Genomic DNA, 18,397 nt, shown 5'->3' on the forward strand with positions numbered 1-18,397 from the left:
TCCCATTTCCGGAAGTCCAGTGTCGAGGGACCTATCGAAATAAGTCAATGGCTTCCGGAAACTATCGCCGCGATGAGGCTTCTCGGTCAGGAAGGTGCAGCTAGGAGCGCATCGAAAGTTCCGCTGGCCGAGGTGTAGACCACCAGCATCTGCGACGGGTCGCGGTCGACCGAGAACTGCTACACATCCAAAACCAGATCCCCGGCCACGGGATGGCGGTACTCCTTGCGGAGACGGCGCGGCCCGCGTACGCGATGACTGGCCCACCAGGTGCGGAAGTCGGCGTCCCGCGCGCTCAACTCGTCGACCAGCGCCGTCAGATCGGGGTCGCCGGGATGGCGGCCCGCCTCCATCCGCAGGACGGCGACGCATTCGCGGGCGACCCCCGGCCAGTCGGCGTAGAGCGCACGGAACTCCGGGTCGAGGAAGGTCAGCCAGATCAGGTTGCGCTCCCGCACCGGCCGCGCGCCGAAGTCGGTCAGCAGGGCGGCCGCACCCCGGTTCCAGGCCAGCACGTCCATGCCGCGATGCAGCACCAGCGCCGGTACGTCGTGCATCGTGTCGAGCAGCCGCCGCAGTTCCGGGGCGACCTCGGGCCGGGCCGGGCGACGTGCGGCGGCCGGTGCCACCTCGGCCACCGCGTACAGGTAGTCGCGCTCGTCGGAGGCGAGCTGAAGGGCGTCGGCGAGCGCGTCGAGCACCGGCCGCGAGACCCGCCGGGTGCGGCCCTGCTCGAGCCGGACGACGTAGTCGATGCTCACGTGGGCCAGCGCGGCCAGCTCCTCCCGCCGCAGGCCGGGCACCCGGCGCGGCCGCCTGTCGTCGACCGGCAGCCCGGACCGGCGCGGATCGACCGCGGCCCGGCGGGCCCGCAGGAAGTCGGCCAGGGAAGAGTCCATGCACCCAGTCTGGCTGGTACTGGTCTGCATAGGCAGTTTTCGCCGTGGCACCGGCCGGCCGCGGAGATCAGCGTTGGGGCATGAGAATCGGATATGGCGCGATGCGGCTCACCGGCCCCGACCTGTGGGGCGACTATCCCGACCGGGCGGCCGCGGTCACCCTGCTGCGCCAGGCGGTCGAGGCCGGCGTCACGCTGATCGACACCGCCGACGTCTACGGGCCGCACACCAACGAGATGCTGATCCGGGACGCGCTGCACCCGTACCCGGAAGGTCTGACCATCGCGACCAAGGGCGGCTTCGTCCGGGGCGGCCGCGACCTGTCGACGATCGCGGCGATCGGCAACCCGAACTACCTGCGGCAGTGCGTGCGGCTGTCGGCCCGCCGGCTGGGCGTCGAGCGGATCGACCTCTACTACCTGCACAGCGGCTACGCCCGGGACGCTTCCTTCGCCGATCAGGTCGGCACGCTGGCCGAACTGCGGGAGGAAGGACTGATCGGCGGGATCGGGCTCTCCAACGTCACCGTCGACCAGCTGGCCGAGGCCCGCGCGATCGTCGACATCGCGGCCGTCACCGCCCACTTCAACATCGCCGACCGCACGGAGGAGCCGCTCTTCCGGGCTGCCGTCGACGGAAAGTCGATGTTCGCGCCCTGGCAACCGGTCTCGCTGGCGCCGCCCGGAGTGCACACCGACACGACCGGCTCGGACGAGATGCGCCGGATCGCCGAACGACACGGTGCGACCGTCCCGCAGGTCGCGCTGGCCTGGCTGCTCGCGCAGTCACCGGCCGTACGCCCGCTGCCGGCGACCACCAGCCGCACTCACCTGCGGGAAAACCTGGCCGCCGAGGAGCTCGTGCTGACCGCCGACGACCTGGCGGCCCTCAGCTGAGCGCCTGGGCGATCACCAGGCCGACCGAGGCCGCGCCGAAGCCGGCCACGATCGACGCGACCACGTTCATCGCCGCGTAGAAGCGGGCACCGGTCCGGGCCAGCCGCAGCGTCTCGTAGCTGAACGTCGAATACGTGGTCAGGGCGCCGCAGAATCCCGTACCCAGGAAGGCCGCGACCGGCGCGCTCGCCGGAAGCCCCGCCAGCAGCCCGAGCAGCAGCGAGCCGGCGACGTTGACGGTCAGCGTGCCCCACGGGAAGACCGAGTCGTGGCGGGACTGGACGGCACGGTCGGTGAGATAGCGCAGGGGTGCGCCGATGGCCGCGCCGAGCGCGACGAGCAGGACGGTCACCGGGCCCACCGGCGTACGAGAAAGGAGGTGCCGGCGCTGCCGGCCCAGACCGCGAGGATCGCCGCGACCAAGGTCGCGGCCAGATAGGCCAGCGCCACCCAGGGAGCACCGGCCGCGGCCGCCCGGTGAACGTCGACGATGTAGGTGGAGAACGTGGTGTAGCCGCCGAGCACGCCGACCCCGAGGAACGGCCGCACGAGGCGCCGCGGCGGCCCGACCTCGGTGACGACCACCATGAGCACGCCGATGAGCAGGCAGCCGGTCACGTTGATCACGAAGGTCGACCAGGCGAAGCCGGACGCCGGATGGGGCCAGGCCGTGGCCAGCCCGTCGCGGGCCAGCGCCCCGATCACACCGCCGGCCGAGATCGCGCCGAGCACCGGCACGGGAGTGGGCTCGAGCTCGGCCTTGTCGGCGGGCACGTGCAGATCGACGTCGGCGTCCATCGGCGCTGGGCGGTGCTCGATCACGCGCTGACCCTTCCCGAGGGAGCATCAGGGACCGTTGGCGCCGGCGCGGTTCACCCCCGGGGGAGTCGGCGGGCCCCACCGCCGTGCGGCCAAGATTACCTGAACCGGCTACGTTCACCTGCCGCGCGTTCCAGGCGTCGTGTCACCCGGTCAGCAAGGGCAACTACTTCTACGACCTGCGTGAACTGGAGAGGTGTTACGGCGTCAGCTGACGCCTGGCACGACGTCGTTACCGTCGGGGCATGGTCTACTTCCAGGGCGGCGTCGAGGTACGGGTCACCGGCCGGCGCATCGTCGCGACGATTCTCGACGGCATCGTGCTCGGGCTGCTCTACCGCGCGTCGGTGGCGGTCGTCGGCGGCCACTACGACTCGGATCTCGACTTCACCCGGCTCACCTCGAAGGCCGGGCTGGGCTGGGTGGTGGTCGCGCTCCTCTACTACGTGCTGTTGGAGGGCCTCTTCGGGCGTACGGCCGGCAAGCTCGTCACCGGCATCCGGGTGATCGACGCCAAGACCGGCCGGACGCCGGGCCTGTTCACGGCGCTGGTCCGGACGCTGCTGCGGGTGATCGACGGCATCGGTGGCTACCTGCTGGGCTGGATCATCGTGGTCTTCAACGACCGGCGCCGGCGCCTCGGCGACATGGCCGCCGACACGTTGGTCGTCCGCGCCTAGTCACCTAGCGTGCGGCCGCGATCACCTGCGTCAGCGACGCGTGCAGGCGCTGCAGGTCCTCGATCGGCATCCCGAGCCGGGACACCACGGCCGGCGGGATCTGCTCGGCTCGGTCCCGCAGCGCCCGGCCGCTCCCGGTCAGCGTGATCGCCAGGCTGCGCTCGTCGGCCGGGTCACGTTGGCGGCGCAGGTAGCCGATCGCCTCCAGCCGCTTGAGCAGCGGTGACAGGGTGCCCGGGTCGAGTTGCAGGAGGCGGCTGAGGTCGCGCACCGAGAGCGGGGCGTGCTGCCAGAGGGCGAGCATCACGAGGTATTGCGGGTGGGTGAGGCCCATCGGTTCGAGCAGCGGACGGTAGATCGCGACGACGCTGCGCGCGGCGACCGAGAGCGCGAAGCAGACCTGTTGCTCCAGGGCTAACGGGTCGGTGTCGGTCAGCTCACTCATTTGGTTTCCCCTCACCTCAAGGGTTAGTGTACCGATAGTTGGTGTACCAATGGTTGGTGGGCCAAGCATTAAGGAGAGACCGGTGGCCGAGACCCGTGGACGGCTTTCGAGCTGGTGGCACCGCACGTTCGACGACTGGGCGTTCCGCTCGATGATCGGCCCGGCGCAGGTCAAGGGCGCCGTGCAAGGCTGCGACCAGGACGCGCGCGAGCAGTGGAAACGCGACCTGGAAAACCGTAAGCGCTACACCCGCGAGCAGCGCGAGCGCGCCCGCAGCGCTAGCTGAGCGCCGCCCCGCACCGGGGGCATCGCGTCGGACACGGCGTCAGCGCCGCCGCCGACGCCAGCCCACCGGTGTGCAGGATCGTGCTGACCGCGTCCTCGACCCCCGGCGCGGTCAGCACCCGCTCACCCGGCACCCCGAGCAGATCGTTCGGAGCCCACCAGCCGCGAATCTCGTCGACGGTGAAGCCCCGCGCCGCGTTCCGCCGCACGGTCTCGTCGAACGGCACGTCGAAGTAATAGACGTGGCTCGGCCCGGCATGCCCGTCGATCAGCCGTCCGAGCACGCCGGCGTAGCGCTCCCGATGCAGAATCCCCTCGAGCACCACGTGATAGCCCAGGTCGAGCACATTGCGCGTGGTCGCGGCGATGAACTCGGGCGCGACCGCGCCCATCCCGCCCACGTCGTGCTCCCGCAACACGATTCGCCGCAGATAGTCCTGCTCGACCAGCGCGCACCCGCGTCCATAGCGGCGCCGCACCTCACGGGCGGCGGTCGTCTCCCCGAGTTCCCCCGGATCACGATGAGCGTAGGTAAACCGGGGAAGTCGCGTGTGACGCAGGAAGTTTCGCCGTCTGGCATGGTCGTTGATGGTCCACCATCGACGGATGAGGGTTCGTGCGGCGGCGGTCGGGGCGGTTCTGCTCTGCGGGCTCAGCGCCTGCGGCGGGGAGCCGGCGCCCCTGCCCAGTGCGCCCGTGACCACGCCCAGCTGTACGCCCCCGGCCGGCGCAGTCGACGCGCTGCCGGAGGGCTACCGGGTGGTTGCCGGGGTGGTCGCGGTTCCGGCCGATCGGATTCTTCCGGTGGCGACGTCCGGGCAGCGGGACCCGGCGGCCGAACTGTTCGCCAAGTGGGGACTTCTGGTGCGGGCCGGGGAGACGGCCGAGGTCTCGGTGGAGTCGGGGCCGGCCCTGATCGGCTGGGGGAGCTCGGTGGTGCCGGCCTCGAGCGTACGGATAACGGCCTGCCGGGAAGGCAGCCAGGCTTGGACGGCTTTTGCCGGAGGCACCTGGGTGACCGAACCGGCCTGCGTGCCCCTGGTGATTCGGGCCGGTGACGTGGCTGAGGAGGCTCGGATGCCGATCGGCGTGCCGTGCCCCTGACCCGACGCCGGTGGATAACCGGATAGCGCTCTCAGGCCGCGGCCAGCGCCTCGGTCGGAGCCAGGCGGGCCGCTCGCGTCGCCGGGTAGACGCCGGCCACCACGCCGACGATCAGCGCGCCCCCGATGCCGCCGCCGACCGCCCACAGCGGGATGATCGGTGGCCAGTTCTGCCAGGTGGCATAGCCGATCGTGGCGGCGACGCCGAGCAGGGCGCCGGCCGTTCCGCCGAGCAGCGCCAGCGCGATCGACTCGGCCAGGAACTGGATTCTGATCTGGCCGCGGTGGGCGCCCAGGGCCCGTCGCAGGCCGATCTCGCGGCGGCGTTCCAGCACTGAGATGACCATCGTGTTGGCGACGCCGATGCCGCCGACCAGCAGCGACACCCCGGCCAGGCCGAGCAGCAGCGCGCCGAAGGCCGACTCGGTGGCGCGCTTGGCGATCAGCGCGTCGGACGGGCGGCTCACCTGCACCAGGCCCGGCAGCTGGGGGTTGACCGTGGCCGGGAGCACCGACCGTACCTGTTCCAGGGCCGGTTCGAGGCACCGGACATAGAGGACGGTCGGGTGGCCGTCGAAGCCGAGCAGCCGGGTGGCGGCGTCCCAGCCGACCAGCACGGACTGGTCGAGGTCGGGGGCGAGCGGGACCGGGGCCAGGACGCCGATCACCGTGAACCAGCGGTTGCCGATGCTGACCTGCTGGCCGGGCGCCTTGAGGCCGAGCCGGGAGGCCGCCTCGTAGCCGAGCACCACGGTCGGGAAGCGGGAGGTGGCCGGGCCCAGGAACGACCCTGACAGGAGGCGACCGTTCACCGCCGGCAGCAGGTCGGTGCGGCTGGCGAGCACGCTCAGTCCGCTGCCGTCGAAGGGGTCGACGAGGTCGGAGCGCCGGACCACCGAGTGCACGTTGGCGACCGCGCTGACCCGGGTGACCGGGCCGATCCGGGCCGTCATCGCGACCGATTCGGCCGGCAGCGGGGTCGGCTGATCGCCCGTGGAGACCGGCTCGACCCGCAGGAGGTTGGTGCCGAGGGCGGCCAGGCGGTCGTTCAGGGCCTGCCGGCTGGACGCCGGGATGCCGATCACGACGATCATGGTGGCGATGCCGATCGCGATGCCGAGGGCGGAGAGCGCGGCCCGCAGGCGCCGGGTCCGGATGCCCAGCAGGCCGAGGCTGACGACGTCGAGGGGTGCGAGCCTCACGACTCGTCACCCACTATCCGGCCGTCCCTCATGGACACCCGCCGGGGCAGGCGGGCCGCGATGTCGTGGTCGTGGGTGATCACCGCGATCGTGGCGCCTTCCTGATGGAGACCTTCCAGGAGGGAGAGCACGGCCGCACCGGTCGCCGTGTCGAGGGCGCCGGTCGGCTCGTCGGCCAGCACCAGCGACGGCCCGTTGACCAGCGCGCGGGCGATGGCGACCCGCTGCTTCTCGCCGCCCGAGAGCTCATGGGGGCGATGGGACAGGCGGTGGGCCAGGCCGACCCGGTCGAGCGCCTCGGCGGCCAGCGGGCGGCGCTTGCGGCGCGGCACCCCGGCATAGAGCAGGCCGGTCGCGACGTTCTCGACCGCGCTCAGCCCGTCGGTGAGGTGGAACTGCTGGAAGACAAAGCCGAGTTGCCGGGCGCGCAGTTCGGAGAGGCGGCGGTCGGAGAGTGCGGTGACGTCCGTCCCGTCGATCCGGACCGTGCCGCTGGTCGGCCGGTCGAGCGTGCCCATGACGTTGAGCAGCGTCGACTTGCCGGAGCCGGACGGTCCGACGATCGCCAGCAGTTCGCCCCGCCGCACGGTCAGGGAGACCAGGTCGAGCGCGGTGACGCCGCCCGGGTAGGAGCGGGTGACCGCCTCGACGGTCAGGACCGGGGTCACGGGGTGGTCACCACGGTCGTACCGTCGGCGAGGCCGGGGCCGCTGACCTGGACCATCCCGCCCGCGAACAGGCCGACGGTGGTGGCGATCAGGGATCCGTCGGGGCGTTGTACGGCGTACCCGCCCTCGCGGAGCGCGATGAGCGCGCCGACCGGAACCGCCAGCACGCCCTTGCGGGTGATCGTGGTGAACCGGACCTGCACCGGCGCCGCGTCGAACGAGGTGACCGCCTTGTCGGGCACCACGAAGACGTTGGTCTTGGGCTGGTCGTCGTCGCCGCCGACGACCGCCGAGATCGAACTGATCTTGCCCGGGACCGCCTTGCCGTCCGGCAGCGTGATCGACACCTTGAGGCCGGCCCGCAGGGCGGACGCGTCGGCCGGGCTCATCGGCACCGTGACCGTCTTGGTCGTCGATGTGATCGAGAGCAGCGGTTCCCCGGCCGGATCGCCGAGCGCCGCGGTGACCGCGCTGACCCGTCCCGTCCCGGCGACGATCACGGCCTGACCCGGTTGCAACGCACCGGGTGTGGGCAGCCCGAGGTCCTTCTGCCAGCGCTTGAGCGCGTCAATCAAGGACGGGTTCGAGACGTCGCTTCCCGACGAAGAAGAAGATGAAGAAGACGAAGAACGGTAGCCGAGCGCGGTCAGATTGTGCCGCAGCTCCAGCACGTCGCGGCCGGTCAGCCCCGGCTTGTCGATCGGCCGGAACAGCGGGGTGTCGCCGTAGAGCACGACCACCGGCTGGTCGTCGACCCGAAAGAGCGCCTTACCGCGGGCGATCCTGGTGCCGACCGCGGGCAGCGACGTGACCACTCCGGAGCCGGTGCCCTTGACCGGATGCGGCGCGCCGAATCCGAGCGTGCCGGCGACCATCCGGGTGTCCGAAAGGTCGATCTTCCGGACGGTCGTGGTCGTGAGACTCGGGCCGGTGGTGGTGGCCGCGGCCGGCTTCGCGTCGGGCCGCAGCGTGAACACCGCGACCCCACCGCCGACCAGCACGACCGCGGCGACCGTCCCGGCGATCGCGCTACTTCGACGAGCCATGACCGAACGCCTCGAGCACGCAGGACTTTTCGAGCTCGGACTCGTTGGCCGGGACCACGCCGTCCGACGAGTCCCACGTCCACTCGCCCGGCTTGGTGACGTGCACCATCATCCCGTGCGCGCGCAGGCACTTGACATTGTCGTTCCACTGGGCGGCGTAGTTCGGGTTCTTGTCCTCGTCCAGCTCTGGCGGCTGCAGCGGAAGCTTGTATGCGCAGGCCACGTAGGCCGACTTCGGCTCGCCGCTCTGGTCGAGCCGGCGTCCCGGGCCGGCCGCGCCGGGCTGGTTGATCGGGTTGACCTTCACGCCGTGTGCGACCAGGCAATCGTCGTAGACGGTGAACAGACGTTCGGACTCGGCATCACTGGTGTCGAGGCGAAGCTGAGGGCGGGCCGGAGCCGACGCGGACGCCGAGGCGGAGGGGGCCGTGCTGGCCAGCGAGGCCACCTGGGGAGCCGCCGCCGGTGAGCTGCAGGCGGCGGCCAGGAACAACGGGGCGAGCGACAGGAGTCGGAGATGACGCATGGCCAGCACACTGGTCAGGACTTGTCAGGATCCCGTTGTCATCCCGTAGTGCTTCCGTGCTGAGTGGGTTTGCGGCGATGACCGGCGCCTAGACTCGCCGCCGTGTGCGCATATGTGCTGGTCGCCGAGGACGACCCGAAGCAGGCCGAGCTGGCCCGGCGCTACCTGGAGCACGAGGGGCACGCGGTGGTGGTGGTCGGCGACGGCCGGGCCGCGCTCGAGGAGGCACGGCGCAACCCGCCCGACCTCATGGTGCTCGACGTCATGATGCCCCGGGTCGACGGTCTCGACGTCTGCCGCATCCTGCGCCGCGAATCGGACCTGCCGGTGCTCATGCTGACCGCCCGCACCACCGAGGACGACCTGCTGCTCGGCCTCGACCTGGGCGCGGACGACTACCTGACCAAGCCGTACAGCCCTCGGGAACTCGCCGCCCGGGTCCGCACCCTGCTCCGCCGCACCGGGCCGGCGAACCGGAAAACCCCCGACTCGACCCTGCGGGTCGGCCACCTTCAGGTCGATCCCGTACGCCACGAGGTGCGCGCCGACGGCAACGAGATCGCCTGCACGCCGGGCGAGTTCCATCTGCTCGAAGCGCTGGCCGCCGAGCCGGGCCGGGTCTTCTCCCGCGATCAACTGCTGCGCCACCTGCACGGCTTCGACTCGTACGTGACCGCCCGCACGGTCGACGTCCACGTGATGAACCTGCGCCGAAAGATCGAACCCGACCCGCGCCGCCCGGTTCGCCTGCTGACCGTCTACGGCATCGGCTACAAACTCTCCGATGGATGAAACGCGGCCCGACGATGGCTAAAAGCCTGCTGGTCAAGCTGCTGGCCGTGTCGGCCGTGGTCTCGGTCCTGTCGGTGGCCGCGACCGCCTGGCTGGCCGTCCGCACGACGACCCGGGCCATCCAGCGGGAGCAGAGCCAGGCACTGACCGACGACGCCCGCATCTATGACGCCCTGCTCGGCTATGCCGCCACCCACCACGACTGGTCGGGCGCCGCCCCGCTGGTCGGCCGGCTGGCCCGGCAGACCGGGCACCGCATCGCGCTGACCGACCGGGCCCGCGCCCCGATAGCCGACTCCCAGCCGGCCGGCGAGCCGGGCGGCGAGTCGGGCGGCGGCGGGCTGCCCGATCGGGCCTCGGCGACCGTCGACCCGCTCGGCGTCGACACCGACCTGACCCCGGCCGCGTCCGACGACCGGATCGACCCCCGCGCGGTCGGGCCGTTCCGGCTGACCGAGGCCGAGCGCACCCGGCTGCACGGCATCGCCACCCGCGTCGTCGCATGCCTGCGCGAGCCGCCGACCGCCCCGGCCCCGGCCCCGGTCGGCGCCGAGCCGGTGGGCGGGCAGCGGGCCGAGATCCGCAACGCCGAGATCGTCGACGAGCCGAACGGCCGGCCCAGCATCAAGACTCCGGGCAGCGACCTCGCCACCGACACGGCCTGCGCCGGCCCCCGGGCCAACCTCGACGCCCCGGCCGCCACCGAACAACGTGCCCTCGATCAGCTCGACCGGCTGGTCAACGGCTGTCTGCGCCGCAGCGGCATCCCGGCCGTCCGGGTCGGCCTGGAGCAGACGTGGACCTGGGCCGACCCGGCGTCGGCCCGCAGCGCGCAGGGCCGTAGCGGGACCGTGGCCGACTGTCTGGCCGCCTCCCGGCGCGAGCAGCTGGCCGCCTACGTCGCGCCGCCCGCGCTGCTCTACGTGACCACTCCGGGCGCGCCCGCGCCGAGCGGATTCGACCTGTCGGTGGCCAACCGAGGCCGGATCATCGCGGTGACCGCGCTCGTGCTGCTGGTCGCGGTCGTGGTGACCACGCTGGTCGGGATGCGGTTGGTGCGCCCGCTGCGGGCGCTGACCGCGGCGGCCGGGCGGATGCGGGACGGCGACGACGCGGCCCGGGTCGCGGTCACCGGGCGGGACGAGATCGCCCGGCTGGGGACCGCGTTCAACGACATGGCCGGGCGGCGCCGGCAGGTCGAGGAGTTGCGGCGGGCGATGGTCGGTGACATCGCGCACGAGATGCGGACGCCGGTGACCAACATCCGGGGTTGGCTCGAGGCGGCCGAGGACGGCGTCGTGCCGCTCGACCGGGAGCTGATGTCGTCGCTGCTCGAGGAGGCCCTGCTGCTCCAGCACGTGATCGACGACCTGCAGGACCTGTCGGCGGCCGACGCGGGCGAGCTACGATTGCACCCGCAGCCGGTCGACCTCGCCGATCTGCTGCCGGCGGTCGCCGACGCCTTCGCCGCGTCGGCCGACCGGGCCGGGGTCACGCTCGCGGTCCACGCGCCTTCCGCGCTGGTCACGGCCGATCCGATCCGCCTGCGGCAGGCGGTCGGCAACCTGGTCACCAACGCTATCCGGCACACTCCGGCCGGGGGATCGGTCACGGTTTCCTCGCGTACGGAACCGGAAGCGCAAGTGATCGACGTGGCCGACACCGGACCGGGGTTGTCGGCCGCGGAGCGGGCGCTGGTCTTCGAGCGCTTCTGGCGGGCCGAGAAGTCGCGCAGCCGGCAGACCGGGGGCAGCGGGCTCGGCCTGTCGATCGTGCGCAAGCTCGTCGAGGCGCACGGCGGCACGGCCTCGGTGGCGAGCGAGCCGGGTGAGGGCGCGACCTTCACACTTCGGCTGCCTCGATAAAACGGGTTCGCCCGGCCTGCGAGAATGGTCGTGAGTTGCCACGTGGAAGGATTGACCGCCCGATGACCAGCAGCGTCGAGTCCGACTGGGTTAGCCGTTTCGCCGATGAGGTGATCGCCGAGGCCGATCGCCGGGCGCCCGGCAAACCCATCGTCTGTGCCTCGGGGCTGAGCCCGTCCGGGCCGATCCACCTCGGCAACCTGCGCGAGGTGATGACCCCCCACCTGGTCGCCGACGAGATCCGGCGACGCGGGCGCGAGTGCGTGCACATCATCTCGTGGGACGACTACGACCGCTATCGCAAGGTCCCGGCCGGCGTCGATGAGGCGTGGGCCGAGCACATCGGCAAGCCACTGACCGCGGTCCCGGCACCGCCCGGCAGCTCCTTCCCCAACTGGGCCGAGCACTACAAGGCCGCGATGATCGATTCGCTGGCCGAGCTCGGAGTGGTCTTCCGGGGCATCAGCCAGACCGAGATGTACACGTCCGGTGCCTACCGCGACCAGATCCTGCTGGCGATGCGCCAGCGCGCCAAGATCGACGAGATTCTGGGGCGCTACCGGACGAAGGCCGCGGCTCCGGCTTCGAAGCCGGAGACCGACCAGGCGGCGGCCGAGGCGGCCGAGGGCTCGGGCGCGGCCAGCGAGGACGACGGCAGCGCGGCGACGGGTTACTACCCCTACAAGCCCTACTGCACGGCCTGCAACAAGGACTTCACGACCGTCACGGCCTATGACGACGAGACGACCGAGATGAGCTTCACCTGCGGCGCCTGCGGCCACTCCGAGACCGTGCTGCTCAAGGACTTCAACCACGGCAAGCTGGTCTGGAAGGTCGACTGGCCGATGCGGTGGGCGTTCGAGGGCGTGGTGTTCGAGCCGTCCGGCGTCGACCACAGCTCGCCCGGGTCGTCCTTTGTGGTCGGGGGCCAGATCGTGCGGGAGGTCTTCGGCGGCGAGCAGCCGATCGGCCCGATGTATGCGTTCGTCGGCATCGTCGGCATGGCCAAGATGAGCTCGTCCAAGGGCGGCGTGCCGACCCCGGCCGACGCCATGCGGATCATGGAGGCGCCGCTGCTGCGCTGGCTGTACGCCCGGCGCCGGCCCAACCAGTCGTTCAAGGTCGCGTTCGACCAGGAGATCCAGCGGCTCTACGACGAGTGGGACTCACTGGCCGCCAAGGCCGCCGCGGGCACCGCGCCGCCGGCCGACGCCATCGCGTACGACCGGGCCCGGCGCACCGCGGAGGTCGAGTTGCCGGTGACCCCCCGCCCGCTGCCTTATCGCATGCTGGCCTCGGTCGCCGACATCACCACCGGCGAGCCCACCCAGATGCTGCGCATCCTGCACGAGATCGACCCGGTCCGGCCGATCGACTCGCTCGACGAGGTGCGGCCGCGGCTCGACAAGGCGACCGCCTGGGCGGCCGAGCAGCTGCCGGCCGACCAGCGCACCCGGGTGCTCGACAAGCCCGACCTGGAGCTGCTCGACTCGCTCGACGCCGATCAGCGCCGCTCGCTCGACCTGCTCGTGGCCGGTCTCGACGAGCACTGGTCGCTCGACGGGCTGACCACGCTGGTCTACGGCGTACCCAAGCAGATGCTGGGCCTGCCGGCCGACGTGAAGCCGACGCCCGAGCTCAAGGTCGTGCAGCGCACGTTCTTCGTGCTGCTCTACCGCCTGCTCGTCGGCAAGGAGACCGGCCCCCGGCTGCCCACGCTGCTGCTGGCGTCGGGAGCCGAGCGAGTCCGGGCGCTGCTCAGCGGCAGCTGATCGGGGGACCGCACGGGGACGGGTTTTTTGGGAGCATCTTCGCCATGATCCGGCTGTATTCGATGTTCTTCCTACTCGACCTCGTCCTCATGGTGGTGGCGCTGATCGACTGCCTTTCCGCCGAGGAGTTCGCGATTCGGGCGCTGCCCCGGGTCGTGTGGGTCTTTCTGATCCTGCTGTTCTCACCGGTCGGTCCGATCGCCTGGTTCGTCGCGGGGCGGCCGGCCCGGCCGGTCCGCCTGTCCAGCGGCGAGGTGTGGCGCCCGGGCAGCGGCTTCCCCGAGTCCCAGCGTCCCCGCCGGGCCGTCCGGGCCCCCGACGACGACCCGGAATTCCTGCGCGGTCTGGCCGCCTCCCGCAAGGAGGACGAGGAGCTGCTCAAGAATTGGGAGGCCGACCTGCGCCGCCGGGAGGACGAGTTGCGCCGGCGCTCGTCCGACCAGCCCGAGGCCTAGCCTAGGGCGCGTGGCCGGTCGAGCCGCGGACGATCAGTTCGGTGGCCAGCTCGACGTGCAAGGCGTCGAGCCGGTGCCGTTCCAGGAGCCGGATCAGCAGGCTGACCGCTATGCGGCCCATCTCCTGCAGCGGCTGGCGCACCGTCGTCAGCTGCGGGCTGGTCGCCTCGGCCAGGTCGATGTCGTCGAAGCCGGCCACCGACAGGTCGTCCGGCACCCGCAGTCCGAGCTCGGCCGCCGCGGCCAGCGCGCCCGAGGCCGCCTTGTCGTTGAAGCAGACCAGCGCGGTCGGCCGGTCGGGCCGGGCGAGCAGCCGCCGGGCCGCTGAGCGCCCGAAGTGGACGGTCGGCTCGCCGGGGAGGGCCAGCGACGGATCGGGGAGCACGCCCGCGTCGGCCAGCGCCGAGTTGTGCCCGGCCCGGCGGGCGTTGCTGGCCAGCCAGTTGTCCGGTCCGGCGATGAGCCCGATCCGCCGGTGGCCCAGTTCGACCAGGTGCCCGGTGAGGCTGCGGGCGCCCGCGAAGTGGGAGGCCGAGACCGCGGCGAGGTCGCGTGGCACCTCCTCGCGCGGGTCGACGATCACGAACGGGAAGCCGGCCGACTGCAGGGCGATCAGGTCGGCCCCGGGCTCGGGCGGCAGCACGATGATCGCTCCGGCGATGCCGGCCCGGGTCGGCAGCGAGTCGAGCACCGGCGCGTGCTGGGCCGCCTCGCCCGCGTTGAGCACGACCGGGCGTCCGTGCAGGTCGAGGGTTTCGGCGATCGACGACACGATCAGTCCGAAGTAGTCGGTGAGCAGGTACGGGCAGCGCAGGTAGATCGCGCCGGTGCCGCGGGCCGGGGCCGAGCGCCGCCGGGGTCCGGTGCCGCCCAGTTCGGCGAGGGCCCGCTGGATCAGTTCGCGGGTTTCCGGTGCGACGTGGGCCTGATCGTTGAGCGCGCGGGAGACCGTCGCGATCGACATGCCGGTGTGGGCGGCGAGATCGCGGACGGTGACGCGGCGACTTGTTACAGGCCCTTGTTTCATGAAATGCAGCGTAGCTGCTCATTGACAGGTTCGACTGCGCCTTGGTTTCCTCGATGTAACAGAAACATCCCCCCAAATGTTTCAGTTGTTACACGACGAGGAGTCCCCATGAGATCTATCCTCGCTTCAGTCGGCGCCGTCGCCCTGGTCGGCGCCGCGCTCGTCGCCGCCGAAACCCCGGCCCAGGCCGCCGGCCCCGCCGTCTCGGTCTGGGAGACCACGGCCGACCACTCCCGCCTGCTCGCCCCGCAGGCCGGAGCCACCTTCAACGCCGGAGGCGGCTCCGGCGGCCAGACCATCACGATCAACCCCAACTCGTCGTATCAGTCGATGGCCGGCTTCGGCGCGTCGTTCACCGACTCGTCGGCCTGGCTGGTCTTCAACTCGTCGCAGCGCAACGCGATCATGACCAAGCTGTTCGACCCCGGCCAGGGCATCGGGCTCAACTTCCTGCGCCAGCCGATCGGCGCCTCCGACTACTCCCGGTCGACCTACAGCTATGACGACACCCCCGGCGACACCTCGTTGGCGCACTTCTCGGTCGCGCACGACAACGCGTACATCCTGCCGATCCTCCAGCAGGCCCGGCAGATCAATCCGGCGACCACGGTCATGGGCACGCCCTGGAGCCCGCCCGCCTGGATGAAGACCAGCAACTCGATGGTCGGCGGCGTACTGACGGCGGCCGACCGGACCGCCTACGCCAACTACTTCGTGAAGTTCCTGCAGGCGTACGCCGCGGCCGGCGTCCCCGTTTCGTTCGTGACCCCGCAGAACGAGCCGGACAACGACCCCGGCAACTACCCGGGCATGAAATGGCCGGCCGGCGACGAGGCCACGTTCATCAACAGCTACCTCGGCCCGGCGATCCAGAACGCGGGCCTGAACACCAAGATCCTCGGGTACGACCACAACTGGGACGACACCGGTTATCCGCAGACCGTGCTGGCCAACGCGGGCAACTACACCGCGGGCACGGCGTGGCACTGCTACGGCGGTGACGTGAGCGGTCAGACCACGGTGCACAACGCGTACCCGAACAAGGACACGTACTTCACCGAGTGCTCGGGCACCAAGTCGGCGAACGACGCCAACACGTTCGGCGACACCCTGATGTGGCAGACCGAGCACCTGATCATCAACACCACCCGGAACTGGGCCAAGTCGGTGCTGACCTGGAACATGGCGCTCGACCAGAACGGCGGCCCGTCGATGAACTGCACCAACTGCACCGGTGTGGTCACGGTCAACGGCTCGAACGTCACCTACAACGCCGAGTACTACGTGCTCGGGCAGGCCAGCAAGTTCATCAAGCCGGGCGCGGTCCGGCTCGACTCGAACTCGTTCGGCTCCGGTGGCCTGGAGGACGTCGCCTTCAAGAACCCGGACGGCAGCCACGTGCTGCTCGTGCAGAACGCCGGCGGAGGCAGCAACACCTTCAACGTCAGCGAGAACGGGCAGTCGTTCACCTACACCCTGCCCGCGCGCTCGGTCGCGACCTTCACCTGGACGCCGGGCACTTCAACCGGCGGCGGCGGAAGTACCGGCATCGACTCCACCAAGTGGTACTCCGTGGCCAACGCCAACAGCGGCAAGTGCGTCGACGCGAGCAACGGCTCGACCGCCAACGGCACCGCGCTGCAGCAGTGGAGCTGCACGGCCGGCAACGCCGGCCAGCAGTGGCAGTTCCAGCCGACCGACAGCGGCTTCTCCAAGGTGGTCTCCCGCAACGCGGCCACCCAGGCCTGGAACGTGACCGGCGGCGCCGGGGCCACCGGCAACGGCGTCAAGCTCCAGCTCTGGGCCTACGGCGGTGGCACCAACGAGCAATGGCAGGCCGTCGCCCACTCGGACGGCACGTACAGCTTCTCGCCCCGCAACAACACCGGTAACTGCCTCGACGTGACCGATATGTCCATTGCCGACGGAGCGCTGCTGCAGCAATGGGCGTGTTCCGGCGGCGCCGCCCAGAGTTTCCGGCTCACCGCACAGAGTTAGGAGTCGCATGTTCCGTTCCGCAACCGTGGCCGGCGCGGGAGTGATCGCCCTGATCGCTCCGGTGCCGGCCTTCGGCCACCCCGCACCCACCCCGACCGCACACGTCTGGATCACCACGCCCGACGGCACCCAGCTGCTCGCCGACAAGGGAACCGTCGCCTTCGATAAAACGACCACGACCGTGCCCACCGTCGTCGTCGACCCCGGGCGCGGCTTCCAGACCATGACCGGCTTCGGCGCGTCGATCACCGACTCGTCGGCCGCGGTTCTCTACGGCCTGGATCCCCAGGCCCGCGACGCGGCGATGACCTCGCTGTTCTCGCCCTCCCGAGGGGACGGGATCGACTTCCTGCGCCAGCCGGTCGGGGCGTCCGACTTCACCGACGAACCGCCCTACACCTACGACGACGTGCCGGCCGGCCAGACCGACTACGGCCTGCGGCACTTCAGCGTCGCCCACGACAGGAGCCAGATCCTGCCGCTGCTGCGCCAGGCCGAGCGGCTCAACCCGCACCTGACCGTCATGGCCACCCCGTGGAGCCCGCCGGCCTGGATGAAGACCGGTGGCTCGACGATCGGCGGACGGCTGATCGACAAGCCAGAGATCTACCGCGCGTACGCCGCCTACCTGGTCAAGTTCGTGCAGGCGTACCGGGCCGAGGGCGTGCACGTCGACTTCCTGTCGGTGCAGAACGAGCCGCAGAACGTGACGCCGTCCATCCCCGGCACCGACATGGGCTCGGTGCAGGAGGCGAAGGTCATCGAGCAGCTCGGCCCGATGCTGCGCGCGGCCGGTCTGCGCACGCAGATCCTCGGCTACGACCACAACTGGACCGAGCATCCGGGCGACGTCGGCAACACGCCGCCCGACGAGACCGCGGACATCAACCACTACCCGCAGAACCTGCTCGCCTCCCCGGCCGCCCGCTGGATCGCCGGCACCGCCTACCACTGCTATTCCGGTGACCCGAGCGCGATGACCGCGCTGCACAAGGCGTTCCCGGCCGAGGACATCTACTTCACCGAATGCTCGGGCAGCGAGTCGAGCGACCACGCCAACACGTTCTCGGACACGCTCAAGTGGCACGCCCGCAACCTGATCATCGGCAACACCCGGAACTGGGCGAAGAGTGTCGTCAACTGGAACATCGCGCTCGACCCGGCCGGCGGCCCGCACACCAACGGCTGCACCGGGTGCACCGGCGTGCTGACCGTCGCCCCGGACGGCACGGTGACCCGCAACGCCGAGTACTACACGCTCGGCCATGTGGCCCGTTTCGTGCGGCCGGGCGCGCGCCGCATCGCCAGCACCTCGTTCGGCACCACCGGCTGGAACGGCCAGGTGATGGACGTGGCGTTCGTCAACCCGGACGGCAGCACGGTGCTGGTCGCGCACAACGAGAACGACAACCCGCAGACGTTCGCGGTCCGCGAGGGCGACCACGCGTTCACCTATACGCTGCCCGGCGGCGCGGTGGCGACCTTCGTCTGGAATGGACGGTTCGCGACGCCGCGGCCGGTCGACCCGGCCGGCTGGACCGCGACCGCCGACCCGGCGCAGCCGACCGGCGACGTGCCGGCGAACGCGGCCGACGACGACGCGAGCACCCGGTTCAGCACCGGGACCGGTCAGCAGCCGGGGCAGTATCTCCAGGTCGACCTCGGCCGGGTGCGCTCGGTCGGCGAGGTCGTCTTCGACACCGGCGTCGCGACCGGTGACTACCCGCGCGGTTACGCGGTGACCGTCTCGACCGACGGCACGCACTGGTCGACCGCGGTCGGCCACGGCGCCGGGACCGGACAGTTCACCACCGCCGACCTGCACGGCCGACGGGTTCGATTCGTCCGGATCACGCTCACCGCGGCGGCGCCGGACAACTGGTGGTCGGTCGCCGACGTACGCGCGTACAGCAACTGAC

At 71.1% G+C, this 18,397-nt stretch carries 20 protein-coding genes; 10 read left to right on the forward strand and 10 right to left on the reverse strand.

Going from position 1 to position 18,397, the window contains the following annotated elements:
- Positions 1-179: 179 nt before the first annotated feature.
- A complete protein-coding gene (locus AB0M88_RS17445) occupies positions 180-899 on the reverse strand; it encodes a helix-turn-helix transcriptional regulator (protein ID WP_364102456.1) in 720 nt (239 codons plus the stop codon).
- Positions 900-979: 80 nt separating this feature from the next.
- On the opposite strand from AB0M88_RS17445, the gene AB0M88_RS17450 reads away from it, so the two are divergent.
- Entirely contained in the window at positions 980-1,795 is an 816-nt protein-coding gene (locus AB0M88_RS17450) for an aldo/keto reductase (RefSeq protein WP_364102459.1), read from the forward strand.
- Here AB0M88_RS17450 and crcB read toward each other — a convergent pair.
- Positions 1,788-2,147 carry a fluoride efflux transporter CrcB gene (gene crcB, locus AB0M88_RS17455; protein ID WP_364102462.1) on the reverse strand — a complete coding sequence of 120 codons (360 nt, stop codon included), beginning with the start codon at positions 2,145-2,147 and terminating at the stop codon, positions 1,788-1,790. The two genes, AB0M88_RS17450 and crcB, sit on opposite strands and share 8 nt — an antisense overlap.
- On the reverse strand, positions 2,144-2,593 hold the full coding sequence (locus tag AB0M88_RS17460; protein ID WP_364102684.1) for a CrcB family protein: 450 nt from the start codon (positions 2,591-2,593) through the stop codon (positions 2,144-2,146). Before AB0M88_RS17460 ends, crcB begins: the two co-directional genes overlap by 4 nt.
- A gap of 266 nt (positions 2,594-2,859) precedes the next feature.
- On the opposite strand from AB0M88_RS17460, the gene AB0M88_RS17465 reads away from it, so the two are divergent.
- Positions 2,860-3,294: an RDD family protein gene (locus tag AB0M88_RS17465; protein ID WP_364102464.1), complete on the forward strand. Its 435-nt coding sequence runs from the start codon at positions 2,860-2,862 to the stop codon at positions 3,292-3,294.
- Positions 3,295-3,298: 4 nt separating this feature from the next.
- Here the strand turns inward: AB0M88_RS17465 and AB0M88_RS17470 are convergent, their stop codons facing one another.
- Positions 3,299-3,739 carry a MarR family transcriptional regulator gene (locus tag AB0M88_RS17470; RefSeq protein WP_364102467.1) on the reverse strand — a complete coding sequence of 147 codons (441 nt, stop codon included), beginning with the start codon at positions 3,737-3,739 and terminating at the stop codon, positions 3,299-3,301.
- Positions 3,740-3,821: 82 nt separating this feature from the next.
- Between AB0M88_RS17470 and AB0M88_RS17475 the strand changes: the two genes are divergently transcribed.
- Positions 3,822-4,025: a hypothetical protein gene (locus AB0M88_RS17475; protein ID WP_364102470.1), complete on the forward strand. Its 204-nt coding sequence runs from the start codon at positions 3,822-3,824 to the stop codon at positions 4,023-4,025.
- Here AB0M88_RS17475 and AB0M88_RS17480 read toward each other — a convergent pair.
- A complete protein-coding gene (locus tag AB0M88_RS17480; protein WP_364102473.1) occupies positions 4,018-4,503 on the reverse strand; it encodes a kinase in 486 nt (161 codons plus the stop codon). The genes AB0M88_RS17475 and AB0M88_RS17480 overlap by 8 nt on opposite strands.
- Positions 4,504-4,630: 127 nt before the next feature.
- Between AB0M88_RS17480 and AB0M88_RS17485 the strand changes: the two genes are divergently transcribed.
- Positions 4,631-5,128, forward strand: coding sequence for a hypothetical protein (locus AB0M88_RS17485; RefSeq protein ID WP_364102476.1), 498 nt, complete (start codon positions 4,631-4,633; stop codon positions 5,126-5,128).
- A gap of 31 nt (positions 5,129-5,159) precedes the next feature.
- Here AB0M88_RS17485 and AB0M88_RS17490 read toward each other — a convergent pair whose 3' ends face one another.
- The 4 genes from AB0M88_RS17490 to AB0M88_RS17505 are packed head-to-tail and all read right to left on the reverse strand — an operon-like array spanning position 5,160 to position 8,569.
- The gene (locus tag AB0M88_RS17490; RefSeq protein WP_364102479.1) at positions 5,160-6,329 is read right to left on the reverse strand and encodes an ABC transporter permease; all 1,170 of its coding nucleotides are present in this window, start codon (positions 6,327-6,329) and stop codon (positions 5,160-5,162) included.
- On the reverse strand, positions 6,326-6,997 hold the full coding sequence (locus AB0M88_RS17495) for an ABC transporter ATP-binding protein (protein WP_364102482.1): 672 nt from the start codon (positions 6,995-6,997) through the stop codon (positions 6,326-6,328). The genes AB0M88_RS17490 and AB0M88_RS17495 overlap by 4 nt, the downstream gene beginning before the upstream one ends.
- Positions 6,994-8,043: an efflux RND transporter periplasmic adaptor subunit gene (locus tag AB0M88_RS17500; protein WP_364102485.1), complete on the reverse strand. Its 1,050-nt coding sequence runs from the start codon at positions 8,041-8,043 to the stop codon at positions 6,994-6,996. Before AB0M88_RS17500 ends, AB0M88_RS17495 begins: the two co-directional genes overlap by 4 nt.
- Positions 8,027-8,569: a hypothetical protein gene (locus tag AB0M88_RS17505; protein WP_364102488.1), complete on the reverse strand. Its 543-nt coding sequence runs from the start codon at positions 8,567-8,569 to the stop codon at positions 8,027-8,029. Before AB0M88_RS17505 ends, AB0M88_RS17500 begins: the two co-directional genes overlap by 17 nt.
- A 102-nt stretch (positions 8,570-8,671) precedes the next feature.
- Between AB0M88_RS17505 and AB0M88_RS17510 the strand changes: the two genes are divergently transcribed.
- From AB0M88_RS17510 to AB0M88_RS17525, 4 genes are all read left to right on the forward strand, one after another.
- Positions 8,672-9,361 (forward strand): response regulator transcription factor, encoded by a 690-nt coding sequence (locus AB0M88_RS17510; RefSeq protein ID WP_364102491.1) that lies wholly within the window; start codon positions 8,672-8,674, stop codon positions 9,359-9,361.
- Positions 9,358-11,226, forward strand: coding sequence for a HAMP domain-containing sensor histidine kinase (locus tag AB0M88_RS17515; RefSeq protein WP_364102494.1), 1,869 nt, complete (start codon positions 9,358-9,360; stop codon positions 11,224-11,226). The genes AB0M88_RS17510 and AB0M88_RS17515 overlap by 4 nt, the downstream gene beginning before the upstream one ends.
- A 62-nt stretch (positions 11,227-11,288) precedes the next feature.
- Positions 11,289-12,998, forward strand: a complete 1,710-nt coding sequence (gene lysS, locus AB0M88_RS17520) for a lysine--tRNA ligase (protein ID WP_364102497.1) — start codon at positions 11,289-11,291, stop codon at positions 12,996-12,998.
- A 44-nt stretch (positions 12,999-13,042) separates the two neighbouring features.
- Positions 13,043-13,453 (forward strand): PLD nuclease N-terminal domain-containing protein, encoded by a 411-nt coding sequence (locus tag AB0M88_RS17525; RefSeq protein WP_364102500.1) that lies wholly within the window; start codon positions 13,043-13,045, stop codon positions 13,451-13,453.
- A 1-nt stretch (position 13,454) separates the two neighbouring features.
- Here the strand turns inward: AB0M88_RS17525 and AB0M88_RS17530 are convergent, their stop codons facing one another.
- Positions 13,455-14,480 carry a LacI family DNA-binding transcriptional regulator gene (locus AB0M88_RS17530; protein ID WP_364102503.1) on the reverse strand — a complete coding sequence of 342 codons (1,026 nt, stop codon included), beginning with the start codon at positions 14,478-14,480 and terminating at the stop codon, positions 13,455-13,457.
- A 108-nt stretch (positions 14,481-14,588) separates the two neighbouring features.
- Between AB0M88_RS17530 and AB0M88_RS17535 the strand changes: the two genes are divergently transcribed.
- Positions 14,589-16,478, forward strand: coding sequence for an RICIN domain-containing protein (locus AB0M88_RS17535; RefSeq protein ID WP_364102506.1), 1,890 nt, complete (start codon positions 14,589-14,591; stop codon positions 16,476-16,478).
- Positions 16,479-16,485: 7 nt separating this feature from the next.
- Entirely contained in the window at positions 16,486-18,396 is a 1,911-nt protein-coding gene (locus AB0M88_RS17540; protein WP_364102509.1) for a glycoside hydrolase family 30 beta sandwich domain-containing protein, read from the forward strand.
- Position 18,397 lies beyond the last annotated feature (1 nt).

This window comes from Actinoplanes sp. NPDC051411 (assembly GCF_040682075.1).
Lineage (GTDB): Bacteria > Actinomycetota > Actinomycetes > Mycobacteriales > Micromonosporaceae > Actinoplanes.